The following is a 25,741-nucleotide window of genomic DNA, read 5'->3' on the forward strand; positions in this document are numbered from 1 at the left end:
GTAGAGCGGTGTTTTATAGGTTAGTCGCTTATAGCTCAGTAATCGCCTTACCTTTGCGCAGCTTCCTTACCCACATACGACTTGGATGCAGCTCAGTTAGCACATCTACAGGCAATGGCAATGGGTCGCCACAGATTTGCGATGCCAACACTTCTGCCATTAGAGGTGCTGAGCTTAACCCGCGTGAGCCTAAACCCAAGAAACAGAATAGGTTAGGGAACTGGTGAATCGCTTCAACGTCTTGTTCTTGTTGATTTTGCAGATCCACATATTGCGTTTTGATGGTTTCAAAGTCACCTATGTTACCAACAAACGGCAGATGATCTCGGCTAACACAGCGAATGCCTTGGCGTGACAAGTTGCCTGAGGTATCCACCTCTTTCGGCCAAGTTTGATTCGGTAGACACTTCACCAATTTCTCTGCATTGTCTTTTTGTGCTTCTTCGTCAAACTCGTAGTCTAGGTGACTGCGGTCGTAACTTGCACCGATGCACAAATGTTGATTATTTGGGTTAACAGGCGTCATATAACCGTCGTAACACAGCACGGTTTTCAGCTTAGACAGTGTTTCCGTTGCTGGTGCGTGGCTAACTTGGCCTTTTACCTGGCCCATTGGTAGGTCCGCCGTTTGGCTTAGTGTTTGGAATTCACTGCCGTTAGCAACCACCACGGTTGAGTGCTCAAAGCGTTGACCATTCGTTTTTAATGTCCAAAGCTGACGCGCTTCATCCCAATCTAGCGACTCGATCTGATGCTCGAATTTTGCTTCAAAAAGGTCAGTCTGTTCTAGCTGAGAAATCAAACCGCGGGTGAGTTCAGCAGGACATAACCAGCCTCCAAGAGGGTAGTGAACCGACGCCATATCAATCGGTAGGCCAATCTTCTCGGCCGTCTCTTCAGCCGATAGCTTATGAATCAACTCAGGAGTAAAGTTACCCCCGAGCATCTTCTCCAGTTTTTCTGCGGATTTGTCATCCCACATCAGTTGAGTGATGCCACACCAATCGTGATCAAATTGGATGTCTTGTGCAGCTTGGTCAATAAACTGACGGGCAAACAAAAAGCCTGGAGCAAACACGCGGGAAACGCCTTTGTGAGGGCCATTTAATAATGGGTACACGGCACCTTGACGATTGCCCGATGCACCCTCAGCAGGTTGAGCATCTTTGCAATAAAGCGTCACATTCTGACCACGACGAACCAGCGTTTTAGCTAGAGTAGCACTGGCGATGCCGCCACCAATTATTGCAATGGATTCATGGTTGCTCGACGCGGTGCGGTTGAACCAAGGCAAATGGTTTGAATGTGCTTCACGCTGTTCCATTGAACCGGCGATCATTTCACGTTTGGTGCCGAAGCCTTTGACTTTTTTCATCGCAAAGCCGGCATCATTAAGTCCGCGGCGCACAAATCCTGCGGCGGTAAAGGTTGCGACTGTACAATCCTGTTTCGCCAATTTTGCCATGCCGTTGAAGAGGTTTTGATTCCACATTTCTGGGTTTTTACTTGGCGCGAATCCGTCAAGGAACCAAGCATCAATCAAACCTTGTTCTCCATAAGGGACAAGCGGCATGCAGTCTTTGATATCACCAAACCAAAGGTCGAGCGTAATTGCGCCGTCTTCTAACACAATGCGATGACACTCAGGTACAGCGGCCGGGTAGTGTTGTTGCAACTTTTCGGCAAATTCTGCCAACTCAGGCCAAGATTGGTGTGCTTTTTCTAAGTCAGCTTTGCTTAATGGGTATTTCTCAAAGCTAACAAAATGCAGTTCTTTTAGTGTTGCTTCTGGATATTCACGACGAAATTCGGTAAACCATTGCCATACAGCTAAGAAGTTCAACCCTGTACCAAATCCGGTTTCACCAATAACAAAACGCCGTTGGTCAAATTCCTGCCATCTTTCTGGGAGATGATTTTGTTTGAGGAATACGTAGCGAGTCTCTTCAAGACCGTTTACATTGGAAAAATAAACATCATCAAATTGGTCAGAGACTGGCGTACCAGCTTCATTCCATGCAAGCTCAGCGTTTTTAATCGAAGTCATAATGGTGCAAATATGTGATTTGGCGCGGTTAGAATTCCCCGATTGTACGAATTTATGGGAAAGCTGACCACTTTTGTTGAATATCTTAGTTATCATCTAGCGGATTTTGAAATTATAGGAATGTCATAATGAAACGAGTCGTAATCACCGGTATGGGTATTGTTTCAAGTATCGGTAACAACGTTGAAGAAGTTCTTGCGTCTCTAAAAGCGGGTAAATCTGGCATCACAGCATCTGAGCAGTTTAAAGAACACGGTCTGCGTTCGCAGGTTTGGGGTGATCTTAAAATCAACCCAGCAGAGTTGATTGACCGTAAGCAGATGCGCTTTATGGGTGATGCGGCCGCTTATGCATACCTATCAATGCAGCAGGCAATTGAAGACGCAGGTCTAACAGAAGAACAAGTATCGAATGACCGCACAGGTATCGTTGCTGGTTCTGGTGGTGCTTCTGCATTAAACCAAACGGTCGCAACAGACACGATGCGAGCGAAAGGCGTAAAACGCGTAGGTCCTTACATGGTTCCACGTACGATGTCTTCAACGGTATCAGCGTGTCTGGCAACGCCATTTAAGATTCGCGGTGTGAACTACTCAATGAGTTCCGCTTGTGCAACGTCTGCACACTGTATCGGCCACGCAATGGAACTTATCCAACTTGGCAAACAAGACATCGTATTTGCAGGTGGCGGTGAAGAGCTAGATTGGTCTCAAACAATGATGTTTGATGCGATGGGCGCACTGTCAACTAAATACAACGAAACACCAGAAAAAGCATCTCGTACTTATGATGCAGATCGTGACGGTTTTGTTATCTCTGGTGGCGGCGGCATGCTCGTTATCGAAGAACTAGAACACGCACTAGCACGTGGCGCGAAGATCTACGGCGAAATCGTAGGTTACGGTGCGACTTCTGATGGCTACGACATGGTAGCACCATCAGGTGAAGGCGCGATCCGCTGCATGAAGATGGCAATGCAAGACGTAGATGGCGTGGATTACATCAACACACACGGTACGTCGACTCCAGTCGGTGACGTGAAAGAGCTAGGCGCTATCCAAGAGCTATTTGGTGACAACAGCCCAGCGATCTCTGCGACAAAAGCGATGACTGGTCACGCACTTGGTGCAGCTGGTGTTCATGAAGCAATCTACTCAACGCTAATGTTAGACAACAACTTCATTGCACCAAGCATAAACATCGCAAACCTAGATGATGCAGCAAAAGGTCTAGATATCGTTACAGAAGCTCGCGAAGCAGAGTTGACTACCGTCATGTCAAATAGCTTTGGTTTTGGTGGTACAAACGCAACATTGGTCATCAAAAAGTACCAAGCGTAAGCGACCCAAAGCTCACTGAATTTGTTGGTCGGATTTTGACTGTGATTTCCTATGCAGCGTAAACGGACCAACAAACCAGTTTCCAGAGCTTGATCAGGTTGACTGATCGAACAGACGCAGACTCTATCCCAAGGAGAGCGGGATAGGATCCTTTTGTTCTGGAACGTTGCCCGGCTAATTTAGCCGGGCTTTTTCTTTTCTAACAATGTATTAGCTGCTGTGGTCAGAACCATCAGTTGCCATTTATGGTGACATCAATTATAAAATCTTATTCTCGACTTCTCATTTCCTCTGCCAGAGTTCACTTATGCAAATTCCTCAAATCGATGTAACGTCGCTCTACATCCTTAAATACCTCTTAGAAGAAAAGCATGTTTCAAATACCGCCTTGTTGCTTAATACGAGCCAATCTTCAGTGAGTCGAGCGTTGCAAAAGATGCGAGTGTTTTTTAATGACGAGTTGCTTGTGCGCACGAGTTTTGGCTATGAACTTACCCCAAAAGCAGAAGCGATCAAGTTAGACATTTCTTCTTTGATTATCAGTCTTGAGAAGCTATCACATAAGAACTCATTCGAACCCGAGAAAGTGGAAGGCACGGTTCGATTCTATGGTTTACAGCCACAGATCAACACTATGATGCCCAAGCTCGTTGCTGCTATTCGAGAGCGAGCTCCGAATCTGGTTGTGAGCATCGACACAACACCAAAGCGCCATTTCGAAGAATTGGTGTCAGGTGACGTGCATTTCTCACTTTCTTCCCATGAGCCGCCGACGTCAGAGCAAAACATCTACCGTAAGGTCGTGGCTAAACGAGACTTCCGTTTATTAATGAGCAGAAACCATCCACTTGCCAATGAAGCCTTAACGGCAGAGAAATTGCGTGATTACCATTTTGGTCAAATCTCTCTACAAGGAGAGAAAACGTTGTCATTTGAGCACAAGTTCATTGAGTTAGGCTTAGCAGATAAAAAGCAGCGTTTGTCGGCGCCAGTACAACTTACTAACTTCACATCAGCACCGAGTATTGCTGCGGAGACGGACATCATCTTTCATTTACCGACGCCTTTCGCCGAAGCGGCTTGTCAGGATGAACGCCTAATTACACGCGAAGTGCCAGAACCACTACGTTTGGATTTCTCACAAGTGTATTTGTATTGGCATAAGCGTTTTCATGATGACCCAATGTGTATTTGGATCCGTGAGTTATTCAACGAGTTGTTCGAAGATAACGAAATGCATGCATAAATGCCTTATTGAGTATTGTGAATCAACGTTGCAAATCCTGCATAGTTGAATTCGATGTCGTGCATACTGTATTGATTGAAAGCATAGGGTAATGAGAGTTTAATTGATAACAATTATCACTTGTAAATAAAATTAGTTATCAAACATGCTCAAGAATATCCCTTTTAATTGTCGCACTGCGGTAAACTTTACCGCAGGTATTTCAGCGGCACTCCCTCTTGTTTCTTTTGCTGATTCTCAAATAACTGAAGACCACACCATCATGGAAACCATGGTGGTGACGGCTTCTGGGTATGAGCAATCTACGTTGGAAGCTCCTGCGTCGATTAGTGTGATTGACCGCGCGCAAATCGAAAACCGTTCTTATAAAGATCTAACCGATGCTCTGAAAGACATACCGGGTGTTGTTATCACTGGTGGCGGTTCTCGCCAAGAGATCTCCTTGCGTGGCATGCCTTCAGATTACACCGCAATTCTCGTTGACGGACGTAAGCAATCTGGTCGTGAAACGCAGGTTAGTAGCGGGGGAGGCTTTGAGCAGGATTGGTTACCACCGCTCAATGCGATTGAGCGTATTGAGGTAGTGCGTGGTCCAATGTCGACTTTGTATGGCTCAGATGCCATCGGTGGTGTGATCAACATTATTACACGCAAAGATTTTCCAGAATGGACAGGTAGTCTCCGCGCGGAAGCAACGCTACAAGAAAACAGTAAGTCAGGCAATTTCTATCAAGGCGAAACGTACCTCGCAGGTCCTTTGATTGATGGCTTGGTGAGCACTGCGATTTCAGGGATGTATCAAGAGCGTATTGAAGACGAAATACTTTATGCAAACGGCGGTAAAACGCTTGAGAACTACCGTGCATCTGTGTATTTCACTCCAACGGAAGAAGATACATTCACCCTTGATTACACTCATCACGATCAAGAGCGAGTGAACACGGAAGGGAAGTCGAGGACTAGGAGCTCTGCGACCAACAATAACCGTCAATCGGTTGGTATTGCACATGATGCTAACTATGAATCTGTAACTGGTTCTTCATACATCAGCACTGAAACGGTTGAAAATGTAGGGCGCGGTTTAGAAGTACAAAACATCAACGCCAATACTCAATGGTCCAAGGCATTTGGCATGCATTACATTTCAATCGGTGCTGCATTTGAAAGTGAAGAACTGGATAACGGTGATTTTGTTTTTAAGAACTCGCAATGGTCGGTATTTGCCGAAGATGAATGGTACCTGACGGATAACTTTGCGCTCACATTGGGTCTGCGATACGACAACAACGAGCAGTTTAACTCACACTTTAGTCCGCGCGTGTACGGTGTTTGGACTCTTAATCCGGAATGGACCATGAAAGGTGGTGTTTCAACGGGGTATCGCGCACCAAGTTTGACGGAAATGGAGGAAGATTGGGTGCAAGAAAGCTGTAACGGAAAGTGTGAGGTTTATGGCAATGCAGACTTGAAACCTGAATCTTCCGTTAACACTGAATTAGGCATGTATTACTCCGGTGTGAACGATCTGAACTCCAGTTTGACTGTGTTCTATAACGATTTTAAAGACAAGATCGACACAATTAAACTAGATCCAAGCTGTACTGGACGTGCATGTGATGCTACGTATGTGAACATCGAAGATGCTATCACGTATGGTGCGGAAGGCTCGATTAACAAAGGCATTACTGAAACGATCAATGTCGGTGCCACTTACACTTATACCTATAGTGAGAAAAAATCAGGTGAAGATAAAGGTCAGCCGTTAGCACAAGCTCCAGAGCATTTGGTTGCGCTGAACGCAGATTGGGCGATTCGTGACAATGTTAACTCGTGGGTTCGTGTGTCTTATCGCAGCGAAGAATCCGACCCAATAACTGTGGATTCAAGCAATGCCTCTGCTCCGTCAATTACTTATGTTGACTTTGGTGGTAACTGGCAAATCAATCGCCAATTTAAACTGATGGCAGGTATCTACAACCTATTCGATGCGGAAACAACATACGATGAATATGGCTATGTTGAAGATGGTCGTCGATACTGGGTCGCTGCAGAAGCATCGTTCTAATGGTGGACTTAAAATCAATGAAGAAAATCATGACTTTGCTTAGTGCAATTTCACTGAGTATGTTGGCTGTAAATGTAAAGGCGAACACCTTAGAAAGTGCTGTCGTTGACAAGGATATTGTGTTTAAAACGGTGGAAGGTCGCGAGATTAAACTCGATATCTACAAGCCGAAAGTGCACAGTGAGCAACCTTATCCACTTTTGGTTTGGGTTCATGGTGGTGCTTGGAAGCGCGGGAGTAAGGATGCGATACCTACTAAGAACCCACTGTTATTGCAATCGGTCATCGAAAAAGGTTATGCGCTTGCTTCAGTCGATTACCGTTTGAGCGGCGAAGCCACATTTCCGGCGCCAGTACAAGACATCAACGATGCTCTTAACTTTCTTCATGATCATGCGAAGCAATACCATATTGAAGCAGATAACTTGGTGATGATGGGGCGCTCTGCGGGTGGGCACTTAGCGGGCTTGATTAGCACGACGAATGCGCACGGCGACATCTCTTTTTATGAGAAGCCCAAATATCAGGTGAAAGCCGTTGTGAGCTTTTTTGGTCCGACAGACTTGTTAGCCCTAGGAAGCAAAGGCGGAAAGAATGCGAGTAAGAAATCATCGGTTTCTCGCTTTTTAGGTGACACACCGAGCAGCATTCCTGATATTGCGAAACAAGCATCCTCAACAACTTATGTTAACCAGAACACGCCACCGTTTATTCAGTTACACGGGACGGTAGATAAACGCGTCCCTTTATCACAAAGTGAGCAGCTTAAAGCCAAATTGGATGATTATGGTATTGAAAACCAATTGTGGATTGAAGAAGGGGTTGGTCATAGTGCGCCGATATTTGATTCCAAAAAATACGTTCCGCATGTAATGGCGTTTCTTGATAAACACTTTCCCGTGAGCCCTAAATAAAAGCAAAAACCGAGTTAAAGTCATTTAGCTCGGTTGAATCCCCCCAATAAGTATTAAAGATCATGTTTAGATCCTGACCGCTTTAGTTTGCGTTAAATCTCTCTATTCAAATGTGCGCTACTTAATGATTTTTATATGACTCATATTTTCTGACGTGATGCAGATAACAAAATAGTCCGCATTCGGTAACGTTCCCTAAAAACTCATATATTATCTCCTCATTGATAAAAGTACTGGAGATGCTCGGAGTCGAGCTCTCTGAAATTCTGACTTTAAATATCGGTTTAAGTCACCATAATTTTGCGATTTATATTGGGAACGTTTGCAAATCCCTAAGCATAAATTTACGTGAGATTATGGAAATGAAACGACACACTTTGACAATGGCAGTAGCGCTTGGACTTGTTACTGCACCAACATTCGCAACAACAAATGTTGATGCACTAGAAAAGCGAATTAATGAATTAGAACAGAGATTGGAACAAACAGAAAAAGTATCCATAGAAGCAAATGAGAAAGCCTCAAGCTTTGAGTTTCATGGCTACGCTCGTTCCGGGCTGCTCATTAATGATGATCTCAATGGTGCTGTTGGTACTGGTCCTTACATGACAGCTGCTGGTGCTATTGGCGCCCCAATTGGACGTTTGGGGGTTGAGGATGATCATTATGTGGAAGCAAACCTTATCCACAAACGTTTTGCAGATGATGGTTCCAGCGCTTTGTTCCGAATCATGCTGGCAGATAGTACGGAAACCAATAACGAATGGACGGCGAGTGAAAGTCAATTAAACGTTCGTCAGGTATACGCTGAGCTAAATAAGTTGGACATGTTCTCTGAATCAAATGCTTTTGCCGACGCAACGTTTTGGGCCGGTAAACGATTTGACCGTGATAACTTTGACATTCACTTCTTTGACTCGGATATCGTTTTCTTATCTGGTACTGGTGCGGGTGTTTATGACGTCCAAATGAGTGATTCATGGAAAGCAAACTTCTCGATCTATGGTCGTGATTTCGGTGAAATTGATAGTTCGTCAACCGATGTTGAAAACTATATCGCGACAATGAATAACCGTTTTGGCAATTGGCAATTGATGTTGAGCGGCATGGCGTCTGCTGATAATAATGATCGTGTAGAAGGTGCAGCTGAAAATGGTCTGCATGCAATGTTTGCTTACCATGGTGATAACTTTTTTGGCATGAGCGATGGTTTCTCCAAAACCGGTATTTTGATGGGCGATGGACTGGGTGCTGAGCTTAAAGGTATTGGTTCAAACGGTGACTTATTAGACGGTGCAAAAGCAGTACGTTTATTCAGTTATGGCGCAACACGTATTGGAGATAACTGGCGTTTGGCTCCAGCATTGTTAGCTGAGCATAGCCAAGACCGCTTTGCTAAAAATGATGAATTTACGTGGGTATCGTTCAACATCCGCTTAGCGCAAGAGTTTACGCAAAACTTTGAGATGGTTTATGAAGGCTCATACCAATACATGGACCTAGACAATGCGATTGATAAAGCAAGCGGTAGTTTCTATAAAGCAACGATTGCGCCAACGCTTAAGATGTCTACAACCGCAGGTTTTTTTGACCGTCCAGAACTACGTTTTGCTGTCAGCTACGTTGATTGGAGTGAAGAGTTAAATGGTTATTCTATCAGCCAAGATGCGGATGCTTCAACGATGGGTGATGGCGGTGAAGTTCTGTTCGCATTACAGATGGAAACGTGGTTCTAAAGGCCTATAATCGATCTCTAAACGCAAAAGAGTAATACAAAAAAGACGCCAACTGATTTCAGCTGGCGTCTTTTTAGTAACAAGATTGACGATCAATCGTTCTAAACGTTAAGACCATTTTACTCATTTCAAAACTTCTATTTTCTATTCTATCGAGCAACAACTTTGCGCCGTTTTCACCAGCTTTATCAAATGCATAGTTAAAGGTCGATAAAGTTGGTGTACACACTGATGCGAGTTCGTCATCACCCACGCCCAGCACGAAAACGTCTTTTCCTGGTGTAAGCCCGCGTTCTTGAATCGCTCTCATCGCGCCTATAGCGATACGGTCGGTCGCGCAGAACAAACCGTCCAGTTTAGGGTTTTCCGTCAAGTGTTGTTTAGCAAGTAAGTAGCCAGAATCTATCGTAAAGTCGCCGCGAGCATGAAAGGCAAGGTCTAAGCCATGGTGCTGAAGCGCTTGTATAAAGCCGTCTGAGCGTAGTTTATCAACAGCAATATCGTCACCCTGAACACCAATGAAGCCCATGGTTTTACAACCTTTTGCGACGAGTCTATTTCCGGCTTCAAATCCGACTCTTCCGTCATCATGAATGATGCTTGGAATATTAAACATAGAGCCATCTTGGCCGACAAGTACCACTGGTACCGCTGAACTTTGAATGGCAGTGACCAGCTTGGTGTCGAGGTGAGTCGCGTAAAGAATGATGCCTTCAACACGTTTTTGGTTAAAGATCTGAATATACTCCAGCTCTTTTTCATGAACTTGATGCGTGCTAGCAAGTAGGACGTGTTTACCTGCTTTTTCAAGAACATCAGTTAATCCATCCACGCCTTGAGCAGTTGCATGAGATGACACTCGAGGAACAATCACACCGACAAGGTTAGTTTTTTGAGATTTTAGATCTTTGGCGACTTGGTTGGGGACATAACCACATTCCGTTACCGCTTGGCGTACTCTTAGCTTAGTCGCTTCTTTTACACCATATTCATCGTTTATAACCCGTGACACTGTTGATTTTGATACGCCAGCCAGACGGGCGACATCATGCAGACTCGCCATTGTTCTTATCCATTGTATTTTTCGTTTTTGGGATTGTTTGCAAAGAGAGGGGAAAATCTCTTTGATAAGTAGTGATTCTAACCTCCTATTGTGTTCTTAGGGAGAGTATTTAATGATCATTCTCACATTCCTTTCGACTTTCCTTTGATCATTTGGCTTTATTGAGTAAAAATGCTTTTTGCAAACGTTCCCGAAAATTTCGCAAGCTCAGATTAGAATCCAATGGGGTATGAAATGAATTATCCGGCAGTAGCTAAAGAGTTGATAACTCTGTTAGGTGGTAAAAGCAATATCACCGCTCTTGCACATTGTGCGACACGCTTGCGTCTAGCCGTTGCAGATGAGCAAAAGATAAATGAACAAGCAATTGATAACCTTGATGGGGTAAAGGGGCAGTTTAAAGTTGCTGGCCAGTACCAAATTATTTTTGGCTCAGGCATCGTAAACCAAGTTTATGCAGAAATGGCAAAGTTAACGGGCATGAGTGAGATGTCGACCAATGATGTGGCATCTGCGGGTGCAGAAAAGCAAAACATCATTCAGCGCGCGGTTAAAGGTCTTTCGGATATCTTTGTCCCGATCATTCCGGCAATTGTTGCTGGTGGTTTGCTGATGGGAATTTACAACCTGCTGACAGCTCAAGGTCTGTTTATTGATGGCAAATCTTTGATTGACGCCAATCCGGGATTGACTGATCTAGCGAACATGATCAACACGTTCGCGAATGCGCCGTTTGTTTATCTACCAATTTTATTGGCGTTTTCAGCTACCAAGAAGTTTGGCGGTAATCCATATTTAGGTGCAGCGTTAGGTATGTTAATGGTTCACCCAGAGTTACTAAATGGGTGGGGATTTGGTGGTGCATCGGTATCTGGCACCATTCCAGTATGGAATATTTTAGGTTTTGAAATCCAAAAAGTCGGCTATCAAGGTTCGGTACTGCCGGTTTTGGTTTCGGCATTCATTCTAGCGAAGATTGAACTGGGGCTACGCAAAGTTATTCCATCCGTTCTAGACAACCTTTTAACGCCGATGCTCGCTATTTTCATCACGGGATTGTTGACCTTTACTGTTGTTGGTCCATTCACGCGTGATATCGGTTTCCTATTGGGCGATGGTCTGAACTGGCTATACAACACCGCTGGCTTTGTTGGCGGCGCGGTATTCGGTCTTATCTATGCACCGTTTGTAATTACTGGTATGCATCACAGCTTCATCGCGATCGAAACGCAACTTCTAGCGGATATCGCAACGACGGGCGGAACTTTTATCTTCCCAATTGCGGCGATGTCAAACGTTTCTCAAGGTGCAGCCGCTTTAGCCGTGGGCGTGATGAGCAAAGATAAGAAGATGAAAGGTATTGCGATACCATCAGGTGTCACTGGTTTGTTAGGTATTACAGAGCCAGCCATGTTCGGTGTTAACTTAAAACTACGCTACCCATTTATTGCGGCAGTTTGCGCGGCGGCGTTATCGAGCGCGTTCATTACAATGTTTAATGTGAAAGCTCAGGCATTGGGTGCGGCAGGACTTCCGGGTATTATTTCTATCACGCCTGATAAGATTGGATACTACGTTGCAGGTATGATGATTGCGTTCGTGACTGCATTTGTTCTCACCATCGTGCTTGGTATGCGTGACCGCGCTAAAGTGGGCAAAAAAGCGACGGCTTAATCTGAACTCCTTAAGGGTGGAGTCCCCCAAAATCCACTTCTTTTCCTAAATGTTTGGGGTGCTAGCCAAGCAAAAATAGCTTGGCTAGCCTTTTTAAAAATTTTACTTGGTGGTGATGGTGTTAAGCACGGTTAGCTATCAAGATATTAATGTTAAGGTAAGCAAGATGAATCAAGTTTGGGTAACTGGAGATGCTGTCGTAGACCTAATTCCGGAATCTGAGACGACTTTACTTAAGTGTCCCGGAGGCGCGCCAGCAAATGTCGCCGTAGCAATTGCTCGTCTATCTGGTAAGAGTGCGTTTTTTGGCCGAGTGGGTGATGACCCGTTTGGTAAATTTATGCAATCAACGCTCGATCAAGAGGGCGTGTGCACGGAGCGTCTTGTTAAGGACCCTGAACAAAGAACATCAACGGTTGTGGTTGATTTAGATGACCAAGGTGAACGCAGTTTCACTTTTATGGTGAAGCCAAGCGCAGATCAGTTTATGTCGATTGAAGATATCCCAAACTTTCAGCAAGGGGATTGGCTGCATATCTGCTCGATTTCACTGGCAAATGAGCCAAGCCGAAGTAGCACATTTGAGGCTATCAAAAGAGCAAAAGCCGCGGGTGGTTTCATTAGTTTTGACCCTAACTTGCGTGATGAAGTTTGGCAAGACCAGTCAGAAATCCAAACTGTAGTGATGAAAGCAGTTGCCATGGCTGATGTGGTTAAATTCTCAGAAGAAGAGCTGCTATTTTTAACTGATTCAACGTCAATGGAGCTGGGTTTACAACAAATTGCCGCATTGAACATTCCTTTAGTTCTAGTAACACAAGGTGCGAAAGGGGTTTGGCGTGTATTTGAAAACCAAGGTGAGTTGATCACAGGTCAAGTCGTTAGCCCTATCGATACCACTGGCGCGGGTGATGCATTTGTCGGCGGCCTTCTAGCGAGTTTGTCTCAACATTCTGATTGGAAAAAACATCATGCTGTCAGTGCGGCAATCCGATGGGCAAACGGTTGTGGTGCATTGGCGACGACACAAAAAGGCGCTATGACCGCACTTCCGACTCAAATGGAACTGCTGCAATTCATTCAGCAATGATCTTCAGACCCAATTTCAGTTGAGAAAAATTATGAGCTTAAACAACAGTTGGACTGTAGAGCAAAGGTATCGTCGACTAGAGCAAATGCCTAAGCAGGATATCGATAAAATGATATCTTTAGCTCAGCAAGATAAAGGCTTTCCTAGCTACCATATAGCACCTCAATTTGGCCTATTAAACGATCCAAATGGGTTGTGTTATTACCATGGAGAGCACCATATTTTTTACCAGTGGACTCCTGTGGGGCCTGTCCATGGCATGAAGTATTGGTACCACCTTTCTACCAAAGATTTTGTTCATTTCACGGATCATGGCGTCGGTCTTCATCCTGACCAAGACTACGATTCACATGGTGTTTATTCTGGTGGTGCTTTGGTTGAAAATGACAACGTTTTGCTGTTTTTTACTGGCAATAAGCGTGACAAAAACTGGACTCGAATCCCAACACAATGTTTTGCCACTATGGATTCAGAAGGCAACATTGAAAAAAATGGAGTGGTCATCGAAAACGAACATTACACGGAGCACTTTCGTGATCCAAAAGTTTGGAAGAAAGACGACGACTATTTGATGGTGGTGGGAGCTCAAACCAAAACTGAGCATGGCTCAATGGTGCTCTATCAAAGCAAAGATTTGAAAACATGGCAGCATAAAGGTCCAATTAAGACCAAGTTCTCCGACCTTGGGTACATGTGGGAGTGCCCAGACTTCTTTGAGATTGATGGTCAATCGGTGATGCTATTTTCTCCACAGGGCGTGAGCAGTAGTAATCCTTATGATTTCAAAAATATCTATTCTGTTGCGTATATCGTGGGTGATCAGTTGAACCTAGAGTCGATGACTTTAGAAAACCACCAAGATATTTTGCAGCCAGATTATGGGTTTGATTTCTACGCCCCACAAACCTATTTAGATGATAATGGGCGCCGCATTCTTATTGCATGGATAGGGTTGCCAGAAATCGATACTCCATCGGTCACACACCAGTGGGCAGGAATGTTGTCTCTTCCTCGTGAGTTAACGTTGAGAGAGGGTTTCCTTGTTCAAACTCCACTCCCTGAGCTGAAAAGTTTAAGAAAAGAAGAGGTGGTTTTTGCACAATCCCATACATTGGAAAGCACCAGCTGTTTGATCCAACTAGACCTTGAGGGCGATGGCTTTGAACTTGAGCTGAGCAACCACAAAGGTGACAACATCGTGTTTAGTGCGACAGAGCACGAGTTTATGCTGGACCGTCGTCACATGTCTCACTTGTACGCCGAAGAATTTGGTGGCATTCGAAAAGCACCAAGATTGGACGCTAAGCAGACGATTGAGATGTATATCGACAATTCTGTCATCGAGATTTTCATTAATGGTGGAAAACACACGATGACCAGTCGTTTCTTTATTGATGATCTCAATACGGTAACGTTGAGAGGGTTGGATCAAGCAAGGCTTTTCCCTTTGAAAGGTATTACTGGCTTGTTTGAATCATTGAAATAACGTTTTACGTGAGTGAATTTCTTTTGTTACATGATGTACTTCGAGGCTAATAACAACGGGGCAGTGAGCAGACACTTCACTTCTTGGGATATTGCGCCTCAACATGAATCTGCGGGAATCGGCATTATTGAGTCCCGCATATTTTCTTCTATCCATCATTTTGCTTAAAAGTGACAATGCTGTTTTGCAGCAAGCATACTTTGACCGACTATTGGTTTAGAGCAACCAGACCCAGAAGTTGCTCTACATTAGCAAGTGACGCCATTCTCTCTGATCTCAGTACCCTGAGTAAGAGTTAACGAGATTCATCCTAGGTATATTTCTTGAGATTTTGTGGGAAAAGGGCACAATCATTCTAATTTCGCTTCTTGCGAACAAACAAACTCACAAAAATGGACCTTAAAACGCTGGCGTTATGAAAATTATTGTTGATGAAAACATGCCGTACGCTGAAGAACTTTTCAGCCAACTCGGGGAAGTGATCTTAAAACCGGGCCGTACCCTTACTTCTGATGACTTAGTGGATGCTGATGCCCTGATGATTCGCTCTGTCACCAAAGTAAATGCAGACCTGATCAGCAAAGCCAACAAGCTTAAGTTTGTCGGTACGGCAACGGCAGGTATGGATCATGTTGATCAGGCTCTCTTGAACGAGAAAGACATTTTCTTCACCGCAGCGCCAGGTTGTAACAAAGTAGGGGTCGCGGAATACGTATTCAGTGTGATGATGGTCCTAGCACAGCAGCAAGGTTTCTCTGTTTTTGAGAAGACAGTAGGCATTGTTGGCGCTGGTCAAGTGGGCAGTTACCTTGAGAAATGTTTGAAAGGCATGGGCATTAACGTGCTTATCAACGATCCATTCAAACTAGAAGAGGGTGACTCTCGTACTTTCACTCCGTTAGCAGAGCTGATCGAACGTTCTGACATCATCACGCTGCACACGCCTATCACCAAAGATGGCCCTTACCCTACGCACCATTTGATCGATGAGGTGGTATTAAATGGTCTTCGTGGCGATCAAATTCTTATCAATGCTGCACGTGGCCCGGTTGTTGATAACCAAGCGCTGAAGCAACGTTTACTGAAAAACGACGGCTTTACCGCAGCACTTGATGTATTTGAATTTGAACCAGAGGTTGATATGGAGCTTCTGCCTCTGCTAGCATTCGCAACCCCTCACGTTGCAGGCTATGGTCTGGAAGGGAAAGCTCGTGGTACGGCAATGGTATTCAACAGTTACTGCGAGTTTCTAAATAACGAATTACATGCGCATGCCAGCGATTTACTGCCAACCGCGCCTGTCCCTACACTGGTTTTGGACAGAGCATGGGATGAAGCAACGCTGCACAACATCACACAGTTGATCTATGATGTGCGTAAAGATGACGCGCTTTTCCGTCGTGAAATCAGTAAGCCAGGCTCTTTTGACCTGATGCGTAAAAATTACTGGGATCGTCGTGAATACAGTGCTGTCACGCTAGTGGGTACAGAAACATGCAATCTTTCTCCATTAGCAGAATTAGGTTTTCAGGTTGAGGTAAGTCAATGAGCCAACAATACAATGTTGCCGTATTAGGTGCGACCGGCGCGGTCGGTGAAACAATTTTGGAAGTGCTTCAAGAGCGCAAATTTCCTGTAGGTGAAATCTTCCTGTTGGCGAGTGAGCGCAGCGAGGGTAAGACTTACCGTTTCAACGGTAAAACCATCCGTATCCAGAATGTGGAAGAGTTTGATTGGTCTCAAGCGCACATTGCGCTGTTCTCTGCGGGCGGTGAACTGTCTGCTAAATGGGCTCCAATTGCAGCAGATGAAGGCGTGATTGTTATCGACAATACCTCTCACTTCCGTTACGAATACGACATTCCTCTGGTTGTGCCAGAAGTGAACCCAGAAGCCATTGCTGAGTTTCGTAACCGCAATATCATTGCAAACCCGAACTGCTCAACTATCCAAATGCTGGTGGCGCTAAAACCAATTCACGATGCGGTAGGCATTGAACGTATTAACGTATCAACTTACCAGTCGGTATCTGGTGCTGGCAAAGGCGGTATCGATGAACTTGCAGGTCAAACGGCGAAACTGCTAAACGGTCTGCCTGCAGATAAGAAGCAATTCTCACAACAAATTGCGTTTAACTGTATTCCTCAGATCGATCAGATGATGGAAAACGGCTACACCAAAGAAGAAATGAAAATGGTGTGGGAGACGCAAAAAATTCTTAACGACCCATCAATCACAGTGAACCCGACTTGTGTTCGAGTGCCAGTATTCTACGGTCATGCAGAAGCCGTTCATGTAGAAACGCGAGCTCCAATTGATGCGCAAGAAGTGATTAACCTACTTGAGCAAACTGAGGGTGTAGAAGTGTTCCACGGTGAAGACTTCCCGACACAAGTGCGTGATGCTGGCGGCAAAGATCATGTTATGGTTGGCCGTATCCGCAACGATATTAGTCACCACAGTGGTGTAAACTTATGGGTGGTTGCGGATAACGTACGTAAAGGTGCAGCAACGAATGCGGTACAAATTGCAGAATTGTTGATTCGCGATTATTACTAAGCTGTGTCTGATTTATCATTCAAGGCCTCGCATTAAGCGAGGCTTTTTTGTACGAACGGGGTAAATTTGTGTGAGATTAGTACGAATATGGTGAGAGCCACACATTTTTTACCCTCAAAGCTATAGTTTTGCGTGCTATATCCGATATATTTAACCGATCACCATTTCAAATTGTTACTAGCACCAAACTGAGCCTTCTATGCGTCAAAATTATAAGCGTTTATTAGCAACTCTCGTTCTAATCAGCGCTACTCAGACATCGTCAGTGGTTCAAGCCGAAGGAATTCGACTTGTAGGGCCCTCTGGTGAAGTGCAAACATCTCCTAGTTATGCTGAGGAGATTGAAAGAGCGCTACCAACGCCTCCTGAAAATGACCAGCCATCACGCTTTTTCGGTCCAACAGATGGAAATGAAACGTTATGGTCTATCGCTTCTCAATTGCGACCGTCTCGTCAGGTTTCTGTACAGCAAACGCTACTTGCCATTTATCGAATTAACCCTCAAGCGTTTGAAAATCAAAATATCCACGAGCTTATTCCTGGAAGTCGCTTACGTGTCCCATCCTTAGATCAAGTGCAGAGCGCAACCACCGCACAAGCGGTCGCGATCATGAAAGCGCATGAAGCTAAGTTGGCTCAAGCCAAAGCGAAGCCAGTACAACCTAAACCAAAAGCGGAACAACCGAAGCCGGTTGTTTCGCCTCCTAAGCCTGTTGTTTCAGATCCTAAGCCAGAAACACCAACACAGACTGTCGTTAAAGCGCAAGCGAAACCTGAAGCGAAATCTCTAGATAGCTTAAGTGCGCCTGCTGAGGCAGTTAAGCCGATTCCGGTGGCCAATACCTCTCCAGAGGGGCAGAAACAGGTCTCGGCTCTTAAAGACAAGCTCGAAGTATCACAAAGTGAAATGGAGTCCTTAGAAGAAAAGAATCACCGTTTGCGTTTGATGCTGTCTGAAGTTCAGAGTGAAGTTGAGAGTCTAAAGAACGAACTGCATGATGAAGAGCGCATTCGTACCGAAGTCGAGAAACTGCTTGAGGAAGAAAGACAGCGCATCGCAGAGCAACAGCGCTTGCAGCCAAGCACCATGGACAAAATCTTGTCAAATGGATGGCTTGTTGGTCTTGCTGCCCTAATTCCAGGTGCGTTGATCGCCTTGCTCATTGTCATGTTAATGGGCCGTCGTAATAACGCGAAAGAAGAAGAGGCACAAGCGCAAGCTGAACAAGCACCGCAAAGCCTAGATCCTATGGCGGCGCCAATAGGTTTAGCGGCTGCGGAAGAGCTAGAAGAAGAGCTTAGCCTAGATGACGACTTATTCGGTGATGATGCGACAGAGAACCTGTTCGACCAGGAAGAGGAACAAAAACAAGACGATGTCTTTGGCAATCTTGATGATGAAGATCTTGATTTCAACCTTGAAGGGGATGATGGTGATGATCCATTCGCAAGTATTGATGACGACGGCGATTTAGATGTTGGTTTTGATGAGTTTGATTCATCAAGCAATGGTATAAAAGTTAATGGTGATGAAAAAGCACTCGGTCTCGAAGAGATGGAACGTGCGCTGGATGAAGTTTCACCAGAACTAGACATTGAACTTGGCGGCGAAGATTCAGACTTTGATTTGTCTGATGAAGACGAAGACGACGATCCATTTGCCGATTTGTTATCGGGTGATGATGCGAAAGAATCACTTGAAAACGATACGGTCGATCAAGCCATGCTTGATGATTTGTTTGCTGAGTATGCGACGGAAGACCTCGATCTTGATGTTGAGGGTCAATCCTCCTCAACAGAATCATTTGAGCAAACCGCTTCTTTGGATGACGCTTCAGATGACGACATCGATAAATTGCTGGCTGAATACCAACCATCAGAAAGCTCAGAATCTGATGATGATGTGTTTGAAGAGTTGGCATCGCTATCAGGCCTATCGGATACGGAGTCAAGCGAAGAAGATGAGTCTGCTCTGCTGGATGAGTTGCTCGGTGAAGACGACGGCGCGTCTCTAGATGGATTGGATCCGCTAGAAGAGCTAGAAGATATCTCAGGCTTGAATGAAGAACCCTCCATTGATGAAGACAGTACAGAGTTACTGGATGAGTTGATCGGCTTTGATGATGAAGATTCATCAGACGACGATTTTGATCCACTGGATGAATTAGAGAAGCTGTCTGGTTTTGAAAGTGACGATGGACTGGAAGACATCGACGAAGACAGTATTGACTTATTAGACGAACTTCTGAGCGACGATTCTTCCGAAGAAACGCAAAGCGAAACCGACGGAAACGTTGATCCTTTTGATGACTTGATTCGTGAAGATGATGAGCCTAAGCAATCAGAACAATTAGAACAGTCAGAACAACCTGAGCACACAGAAAATTCACTAAGCGATGACGAACTTCTAGCATCACTCGGTTTTGACAACCCAGAGTCAACAACGGAAGTAGAAGAAGCGCAAAAATCACCACCTCAATCTCCAGAAGTGGCTGAAACTTCGACGGATTTTGAAGATGAAAAAGCGGCGCTTGGTCTAGATTCAGGTTTGGATATTGATGCGCTGTTAAGCGACAACCAATCGGTGATAGATGAGCAATCTGAGATTGATGAGCAAGCGCAGGAAGAGCTGCCAAGTGCAGGCACTGAGCAACCAGATCCGGACGCTAGTGATTCTGAGCGAGAACTTGAATCTGATTTTGAACCAGAGTTTGCACCAGAGCTTGATGCGTCTTTAGCGCCAAGCGAAGACGACCTTGGTGAAAACGTTGATGTATCGGATGCTCAGCCAGAAGAGGTTACTGAATCACCTCAAGTTGAAGATGAAGCGGAGACAAAATCTGAGCTTGCACAAGAGCCTGTATTTACTCCAACGCCAAATACGGTTGAAAATGAGTTTGGTATCCCTCAAGAAGAAGATTGGTTAATCGATGAGATTGAGCCTGAGAGTAAAATCGAACAAGAGCCAACTGCGGCAAGCTCGAACGAATCGAAGCCGACTGAGGATGAAGCGTTTGATTTCGATGAGCTGAATTTACCAGAGTTCACCGAAGACGATGCTCGCGCATCAATGGCGGATGAGCCTGCGCTAGCCGCTTCAGAAATAGCAGAGCCTCAAGTTTCAGTTGAAAGCACAGCAGACGAAGACGATTTCGATCTTGAAGATTGGGATTTACCAGAATTCAGTGAAGAAGATGCGCTTGCATCAATGTCTGAAGAACCTGCGCTCACGGCATCTGAAATGGCAGAGCCTCAAGCACCCGTTGAAAGCGCAGCAGACGAAGACGAGTTCGATCTTGAAGACTTGGATTTACCAGAGTTCACCGAAGACGATGCGCACGCATCAATGTCTGAAGAACCTGCGCTAGCCGCTTCAGAAATGGCAGAGCCTCAAGCACCCGTTGAAAGCGCAACAGTCGAAGACGAGTTCGATCTTGAAGACTTGGATTTACCAGAATTCAATGAAGAAGATGCGCTTGCTTCAATGGCGGAAGAGCCTACGCTAGCCGCTTCAGAGATGACTGAGCCTCAAGCGTCAGTTGAAAGCGCAGCAGACGAAGACGAGTTCGATTTTGAAGACTTGGATTTACCAGAATTCAACGAAGAAGATGCGCTTGCTTCAATGGCGGAAGAGCCTACGCTAGCCGCTTCAGAAATGGTTGAGCCTCAAGCGTCAGTTGAAAGCGCAGCAGACGAAGATGAGTTCGATCTTGAAGACTGGGATCTACCAGAGTTCAACGAAGAAGATGCTTTAGCCTCCCTCACTGACCAAGATGTAAAGGCAGAAGCAGAAGAACCTTTGACTGCTGCGGCAGAGCCACTCAAGAACTCTCAACCTGTTATTCAAGCTGATAACGATCATGACGCATTGTTTGACATGTTTGCCCAACCTGAAGCGTTTAGTGCAGAGGTTGATTCTAAACTAGCGAATGACGAAGCAGACACAACATTGAGTGACTTCGAAGAGTCGGCAATGGCAAATCTTTTATCAGAGGATGCTGAGTCGGAAGTTTTCGAAGGAAAGCTTGATAGCGATACGATCGCCAGCGCGGGCATGGATTTTGAAGCTATGCTCGATGTAGGTGATGATTGGGATGGCTTCAAATTACCGTCCAATAATGCAGCATCAGCCGAAGAGTTTCCGGAAGATCAGCGAGATGTGTGGGGCTCCGCCGAAGCGTTAGCACAACCACAGATCGCGCAAGAAAACTGGGCAGAGCAAGATGATCTTACGGACTTTGATCCAAAGAAAAATCAGTTCATGACCATTGATGAGCTAATGGCTCAAGTGGATCAAGATGGTGGCGATTTTGAGGAGCAAGATCTTAAACTTGATGTTGGTCTAAATGAGTTTCCTGATGTGATTGGGGATATCAGTGACTTTGATGTTGATAATAATGCAGAAGCCGCAGGTAAGCTTGACTTAGCAAAAATCTACCTTGAAATGAATGATCCGCAAGGCGCGATTAAGTTGCTAGAGGAAGCCATTGTCTACGGTGATGATGATATTCGACGAGAAGCTAAGAGCCTCATTGATTCCATTCACGGTCGATAAATAAAAAATGGGCAGCAAATGTTGCCCATTTTTGTACCTGTAATGTAAGTCACATGGGCTGAAACTAGCAACGAGAGGTAACTTAGGTATATACTTCCCGCCCCATTTTAGAGTCCGAAGGTTAAAATGAGAATCGCATTAGGTATCGAGTATAACGGTACAAACTACTTTGGCTGGCAACGCCAACGAGACGTGAAAAGTGTTCAAGAAGAGCTCGAGAAAGCGCTCTCTATCGTAGCGAATCATCCTGTAGAAGTTCAGTGTGCAGGTCGTACAGATGCTGGAGTGCATGGCACAGGTCAGGTTGTCCACTTTGACACAAACGTGAGTCGAAAAATGGTGGCTTGGACCATGGGCGCTAATGCCAATATGCCGAGTGACATTGCAGTGCGTTGGGCCGCAGAGGTTTCGGATGATTTCCATGCTCGATTCTCAGCGACCGCGCGTCGTTACCGCTACATCATTTTCAATCATGCCTTACGTCCTGGCATCTTAAATTCAGGTGTCAGCCACTATCATGGTGAGTTGGATGAGAAAAAAATGCATGAAGCAGGGCAGTACCTGCTCGGTGAAAATGACTTCAGCTCGTTCCGTGCGGCACATTGCCAATCATTGAGTCCATTCCGCAATATGATGCATTTAAACGTGACTCGACATGGTGATTATGTGGTGATTGATATCAAGGCGAATGCTTTTGTTCACCATATGGTACGTAACATTACGGGTAGCTTGATTAAAGTGGGGCGTGGTGAAGAAAAACCTGAGTGGATTAAGCAACTGCTCGATGCAAAGGATCGTACATTAGCAGGCGCAACCGCAAAAGCAGAGGGCTTGTATTTGGTTGATGTCGACTACCCAGAAGAATTTGGATTACCACAAGTGCCGATCGGTCCGCTATTTTTGCCAGATAATTTGAACTAAGTTTGCGACTTTGTTTCAAAATATCGGTACGTTAGACGTAATTAATAGAAAAACAATGCGTTGTGAGTGGTAGCAAAAATAGGTACAACCAGTTTTTTATCTACAGTCGCAGCAAGATATGTTTTAATCCATCTGCAATATTCCGAATTTATCTCTTTCGCAATGACGCGGAAGAATTGAAAGAAAAGGTCTTCCATGAGTTGGCTTGAAAAGATTTTAGAAAAAAGCAACCTTGTTAGTTCACGCAAAGCTTCTATTCCTGAAGGTGTGTGGACGAAATGTACCTCTTGTGAGCAGGTTCTATACCATGCAGAACTAGAGCGTAACCTAGAAGTTTGTCCGAAGTGTAATCATCACATGCGCATGAAAGCGCGTCGTCGTCTGGAAACATTCTTAGACGAGGGTGATCGTGTTGAGCTTGGTACAGAGTTTGAACCGCAAGATAAACTTAAATTCAAAGATTCAAAGCGTTACAAAGAGCGTATTTCTGTTGCACAAAAGAGCAGTGGAGAGAAAGATGCCTTAGTGGTTATGCAAGGTGAATTGCTTGGTATGCCGCTAGTCGCGTGTGCGTTTGAATTCTCATTTATGGGCGGTTCAATGGGGTCTGTTGTCGGTGCTCGCTTTGTTAAAGCGGTTGAAGCGGCAATTGAAAACAACTGTGCGCTTGTTTGTTTCTCAGCAAGTGGTGGCGCTCGTATGCAAGAGGCTCTGATGTCTCTAATGCAAATGGCGAAAACCAGTGCGGCACTTGAACGATTATCAGAAAAAGGCCTGCCATTTATTTCTGTACTGACTGACCCAACTATGGGTGGTGTATCAGCGAGTTTGGCGATGTTGGGTGACATCAATATTGGTGAACCTAAAGCGCTGATCGGCTTTGCTGGTCGCCGTGTTATCGAGCAGACAGTTCGTGAAGATCTTCCGGAAGGCTTCCAACGCAGTGAGTTTCTGCTAGAGCACGGTGCGATTGATATGATTGTTGACCGTCGTGAAATGCGTCAACGTGTGGGCGGTTTAGTGGCTAAGCTAACTAATCACAAGTCTCCAATGGTGGTTTCGGTTAACGAATCTCCAAATGAAGAACCATATTCTGTACCAGAAGTGGACGAAAAAGGGTAAAGTAGCAACTAACATAAAAACCAAAGAAATTAATGGTTAAAGTTAGATGACCCAAAACTCTATTCCTCAAGCCACATCCTCTCTAACGATGTGGCTTGATTATTTAACAAATCTTCACACTTCAGCAATCGACCTTGGCTTAGACCGCGTTCAAGCGGTAGCACAAAAGGCGAACCTCACCAAACCAGCTCCTACTGTGATTACTGTTGCCGGCACCAATGGTAAGGGCTCAACATGTGCGTTGATGGAAGCGATTTTACTCGATGCAGGCTACTCAGTGGGTGTTTACAGCTCACCACACCTAATTCGATACAACGAGCGCGTTCGTATTAACGGTGTAGACGCTGAAGACAGCAAACACTGTGAAGCATTTGATTATGTTGAGCAGCAACGCGGCGAAATCAGCCTAAGCTTGTTTGAATTCGGCACACTTGCCGCACTTCGTATTTTCCAAGTTGAGAACGTCGATGTAGTCCTGTTAGAAGTTGGCCTTGGGGGGCGTTTAGATGCGACTAACGTGGTGGATCACGATGTCTCAGTGATTACGAGCTTGGCTATCGACCATGTTGACTGGTTAGGTGATGACATCAATGTCATTGGTTTTGAAAAAGCCGGTATTTACCGTGCAGGCAAACCTGCTATATGTGGCCAGCCAATGCCGCCAGCAACCGTAGCTGCGCATGCAGATGACATCAAAGCGGAATTCTTCCAAGTCGGCATTCAGTTCGATTACCAATTGACAGAGAAAGGCTGGAAGTGGAGCAGTGGTGCATTTGATTTAGACGATTTGCCTGTTCCGGCGCTTCCATTACCTAACGCTGCAACCGCATTGATGGCATTAGGTGCATCAGAATTGCAAATCACTGACATTAACATTGTTAATGGCTTGAATAATGCTCGCCTAGCTGGCCGAATGCAGGTTCTGCAAACGGGCCCAGAAATCGTGCTTGATGTCGCGCATAACCCACACTCAGCAGAGTATCTTGTTGAGAAAGTGAAACTCCAATACAAGGATAAGAATATCCATGTCGTGGTGGCGATGTTGCACGATAAAGACATTAAGGCGACGATTGAAGCGCTAACCCCAATCGCAACGCAATGGTACCCTGCATCGCTTACAGGCCCGCGCGCCGCAACAGCCGATGAGTTGTGCCAGCATTTACCTCAGGGACAAATTCAGTTCAAAACGCCAGTAGACGCATTTGAGGCGGCGACAAACAATGCAGCGAAAGATGATGTCATTTTGGTGGTTGGTTCTTTCCATACTGTCGGTGAGGTATTGGAGCATTGGCAATCAAATAATGAGTAATCAAAGGTAATTTGATGGCAAGTAAATTCCAAAGTCGTTTAGTCGGCACCATCATCTTGGTCGCAGTGGGGGTCATTGTGCTCCCTGATGTTCTAGATGGTAAGAAACTGCACTATAAAGAAGAATTTGCCAGCATTCCTATCAAACCTGAGCTTGATAGTGATGTGGAAAATTTTGAAATACTAGAACCGGTGGAGGACGATATCACTCTGCCAGAGTCTCCGGTCTCTGCGACAGTGGATGAATCAGAAGATTCGACTATTGCTGATTCTGACTCAAAGCCGGAAGTATCTACTCAGCCAAAAGAAGCAAGCCAACCCGAACAAGTGGAAGTGGCTGTTCGTCCGGTTGAAGAAAAAAATCAATATGAAGATTCGGCCTGGATCATTCAGTTGATGGCATTGAAAAACCATGAGAATGCTGTTGCATTAGTAGAGGATTTACAGAAGCGTGGTTATCAAGCTCATGTGAAAAAAGAAAATACCTTTACTCGAGTCATTGTTGGTCCTGATGTGTCAAAAAGTAAACTTGAACGACAGGTCAAGGAATTACAAAAAATTACAGGCTCAAAAGGTCAATTGCTTAAATTTAAGCCATTAAATCCATAAGAAAAC

General features: G+C 45.0%; 17 protein-coding genes. 15 read left to right on the plus strand and 2 right to left on the minus strand.

Annotated elements, in window-relative coordinates; genetic code table 11:
• Nucleotides 1–28 precede the first annotated feature (28 nt).
• Nucleotides 29–2,047, minus strand: a complete 2,019-nt coding sequence (gene mnmC, locus KHN78_RS12155) for a bifunctional tRNA (5-methylaminomethyl-2-thiouridine)(34)-methyltransferase MnmD/FAD-dependent 5-carboxymethylaminomethyl-2-thiouridine(34) oxidoreductase MnmC (RefSeq protein WP_211916219.1) — start codon at nucleotides 2,045–2,047, stop codon at nucleotides 29–31.
• Between the two features lie 128 nt (nucleotides 2,048–2,175).
• Here mnmC and fabB point away from each other — a divergent pair, with 128 nt between their 5' ends.
• The 5 genes from fabB (at nucleotide 2,176) to KHN78_RS12180 (ending at nucleotide 9,348) form a co-directional block, all read left to right on the plus strand.
• Complete coding sequence (fabB, locus tag KHN78_RS12160) at nucleotides 2,176–3,387, plus strand: beta-ketoacyl-ACP synthase I (protein WP_128810471.1); 1,212 nt, start codon at nucleotides 2,176–2,178, stop codon at nucleotides 3,385–3,387.
• Between the two features lie 307 nt (nucleotides 3,388–3,694).
• Entirely contained in the window at nucleotides 3,695–4,633 is a 939-nt protein-coding gene (locus tag KHN78_RS12165) for a LysR family transcriptional regulator (protein WP_211916220.1), read from the plus strand.
• A 145-nt stretch (nucleotides 4,634–4,778) separates the two neighbouring features.
• On the plus strand, nucleotides 4,779–6,698 hold the full coding sequence (locus KHN78_RS12170; RefSeq protein WP_211916221.1) for a TonB-dependent receptor domain-containing protein: 1,920 nt from the start codon (nucleotides 4,779–4,781) through the stop codon (nucleotides 6,696–6,698).
• Nucleotides 6,699–6,757: 59 nt separating this feature from the next.
• Nucleotides 6,758–7,612, plus strand: a complete 855-nt coding sequence (locus KHN78_RS12175; RefSeq protein WP_223917784.1) for an alpha/beta hydrolase — start codon at nucleotides 6,758–6,760, stop codon at nucleotides 7,610–7,612.
• A 362-nt stretch (nucleotides 7,613–7,974) separates the two neighbouring features.
• A complete protein-coding gene (locus KHN78_RS12180) occupies nucleotides 7,975–9,348 on the plus strand; it encodes a carbohydrate porin (RefSeq protein ID WP_211916544.1) in 1,374 nt (457 codons plus the stop codon).
• Nucleotides 9,349–9,421: 73 nt separating this feature from the next.
• Here the strand turns inward: KHN78_RS12180 and KHN78_RS12185 are convergent, their stop codons facing one another.
• Nucleotides 9,422–10,411, minus strand: coding sequence for a LacI family DNA-binding transcriptional regulator (locus KHN78_RS12185; RefSeq protein ID WP_211916223.1), 990 nt, complete (start codon nucleotides 10,409–10,411; stop codon nucleotides 9,422–9,424).
• A gap of 234 nt (nucleotides 10,412–10,645) precedes the next feature.
• Here KHN78_RS12185 and KHN78_RS12190 point away from each other — a divergent pair, with 234 nt between their 5' ends.
• The 10 genes from KHN78_RS12190 to KHN78_RS12235 all read left to right on the plus strand — a co-directional run bounded on the left by KHN78_RS12190 (nucleotide 10,646) and on the right by KHN78_RS12235 (nucleotide 25,735).
• A complete protein-coding gene (locus tag KHN78_RS12190; protein ID WP_211916224.1) occupies nucleotides 10,646–12,085 on the plus strand; it encodes a sucrose-specific PTS transporter subunit IIBC in 1,440 nt (479 codons plus the stop codon).
• Between the two features lie 166 nt (nucleotides 12,086–12,251).
• On the plus strand, nucleotides 12,252–13,175 hold the full coding sequence (locus tag KHN78_RS12195) for an aminoimidazole riboside kinase (RefSeq protein WP_211916225.1): 924 nt from the start codon (nucleotides 12,252–12,254) through the stop codon (nucleotides 13,173–13,175).
• Nucleotides 13,176–13,206: 31 nt separating this feature from the next.
• Nucleotides 13,207–14,661, plus strand: a complete 1,455-nt coding sequence (locus tag KHN78_RS12200) for a sucrose-6-phosphate hydrolase (RefSeq protein ID WP_211916226.1) — start codon at nucleotides 13,207–13,209, stop codon at nucleotides 14,659–14,661.
• Between the two features lie 415 nt (nucleotides 14,662–15,076).
• Nucleotides 15,077–16,210: a 4-phosphoerythronate dehydrogenase gene (locus tag KHN78_RS12205; RefSeq protein WP_211916227.1), complete on the plus strand. Its 1,134-nt coding sequence runs from the start codon at nucleotides 15,077–15,079 to the stop codon at nucleotides 16,208–16,210.
• The gene (locus KHN78_RS12210) at nucleotides 16,207–17,220 is read left to right on the plus strand and encodes an aspartate-semialdehyde dehydrogenase (RefSeq protein WP_211916228.1); all 1,014 of its coding nucleotides are present in this window, start codon (nucleotides 16,207–16,209) and stop codon (nucleotides 17,218–17,220) included. The genes KHN78_RS12205 and KHN78_RS12210 overlap by 4 nt, the downstream gene beginning before the upstream one ends.
• Before the next feature lie 199 nt (nucleotides 17,221–17,419).
• The gene (locus tag KHN78_RS12215) at nucleotides 17,420–21,775 is read left to right on the plus strand and encodes a FimV/HubP family polar landmark protein (RefSeq protein WP_211916229.1); all 4,356 of its coding nucleotides are present in this window, start codon (nucleotides 17,420–17,422) and stop codon (nucleotides 21,773–21,775) included.
• Between the two features lie 126 nt (nucleotides 21,776–21,901).
• Nucleotides 21,902–22,696, plus strand: coding sequence for a tRNA pseudouridine(38-40) synthase TruA (gene truA / locus KHN78_RS12220; RefSeq protein WP_211916230.1), 795 nt, complete (start codon nucleotides 21,902–21,904; stop codon nucleotides 22,694–22,696).
• A gap of 195 nt (nucleotides 22,697–22,891) precedes the next feature.
• Complete coding sequence (accD, locus tag KHN78_RS12225; protein WP_211916231.1) at nucleotides 22,892–23,818, plus strand: acetyl-CoA carboxylase, carboxyltransferase subunit beta; 927 nt, start codon at nucleotides 22,892–22,894, stop codon at nucleotides 23,816–23,818.
• A 46-nt stretch (nucleotides 23,819–23,864) separates the two neighbouring features.
• Nucleotides 23,865–25,127: a bifunctional tetrahydrofolate synthase/dihydrofolate synthase gene (gene folC, locus KHN78_RS12230; RefSeq protein ID WP_211916232.1), complete on the plus strand. Its 1,263-nt coding sequence runs from the start codon at nucleotides 23,865–23,867 to the stop codon at nucleotides 25,125–25,127.
• A gap of 14 nt (nucleotides 25,128–25,141) precedes the next feature.
• The gene (locus KHN78_RS12235; protein WP_211916233.1) at nucleotides 25,142–25,735 is read left to right on the plus strand and encodes an SPOR domain-containing protein; all 594 of its coding nucleotides are present in this window, start codon (nucleotides 25,142–25,144) and stop codon (nucleotides 25,733–25,735) included.
• Nucleotides 25,736–25,741 lie beyond the last annotated feature (6 nt).

The sequence above is a fragment of the Vibrio sp. B1REV9 genome (assembly GCF_905175395.2).
Classification (GTDB): Bacteria; Pseudomonadota; Gammaproteobacteria; order Enterobacterales; family Vibrionaceae; genus Vibrio; species Vibrio alfacsensis.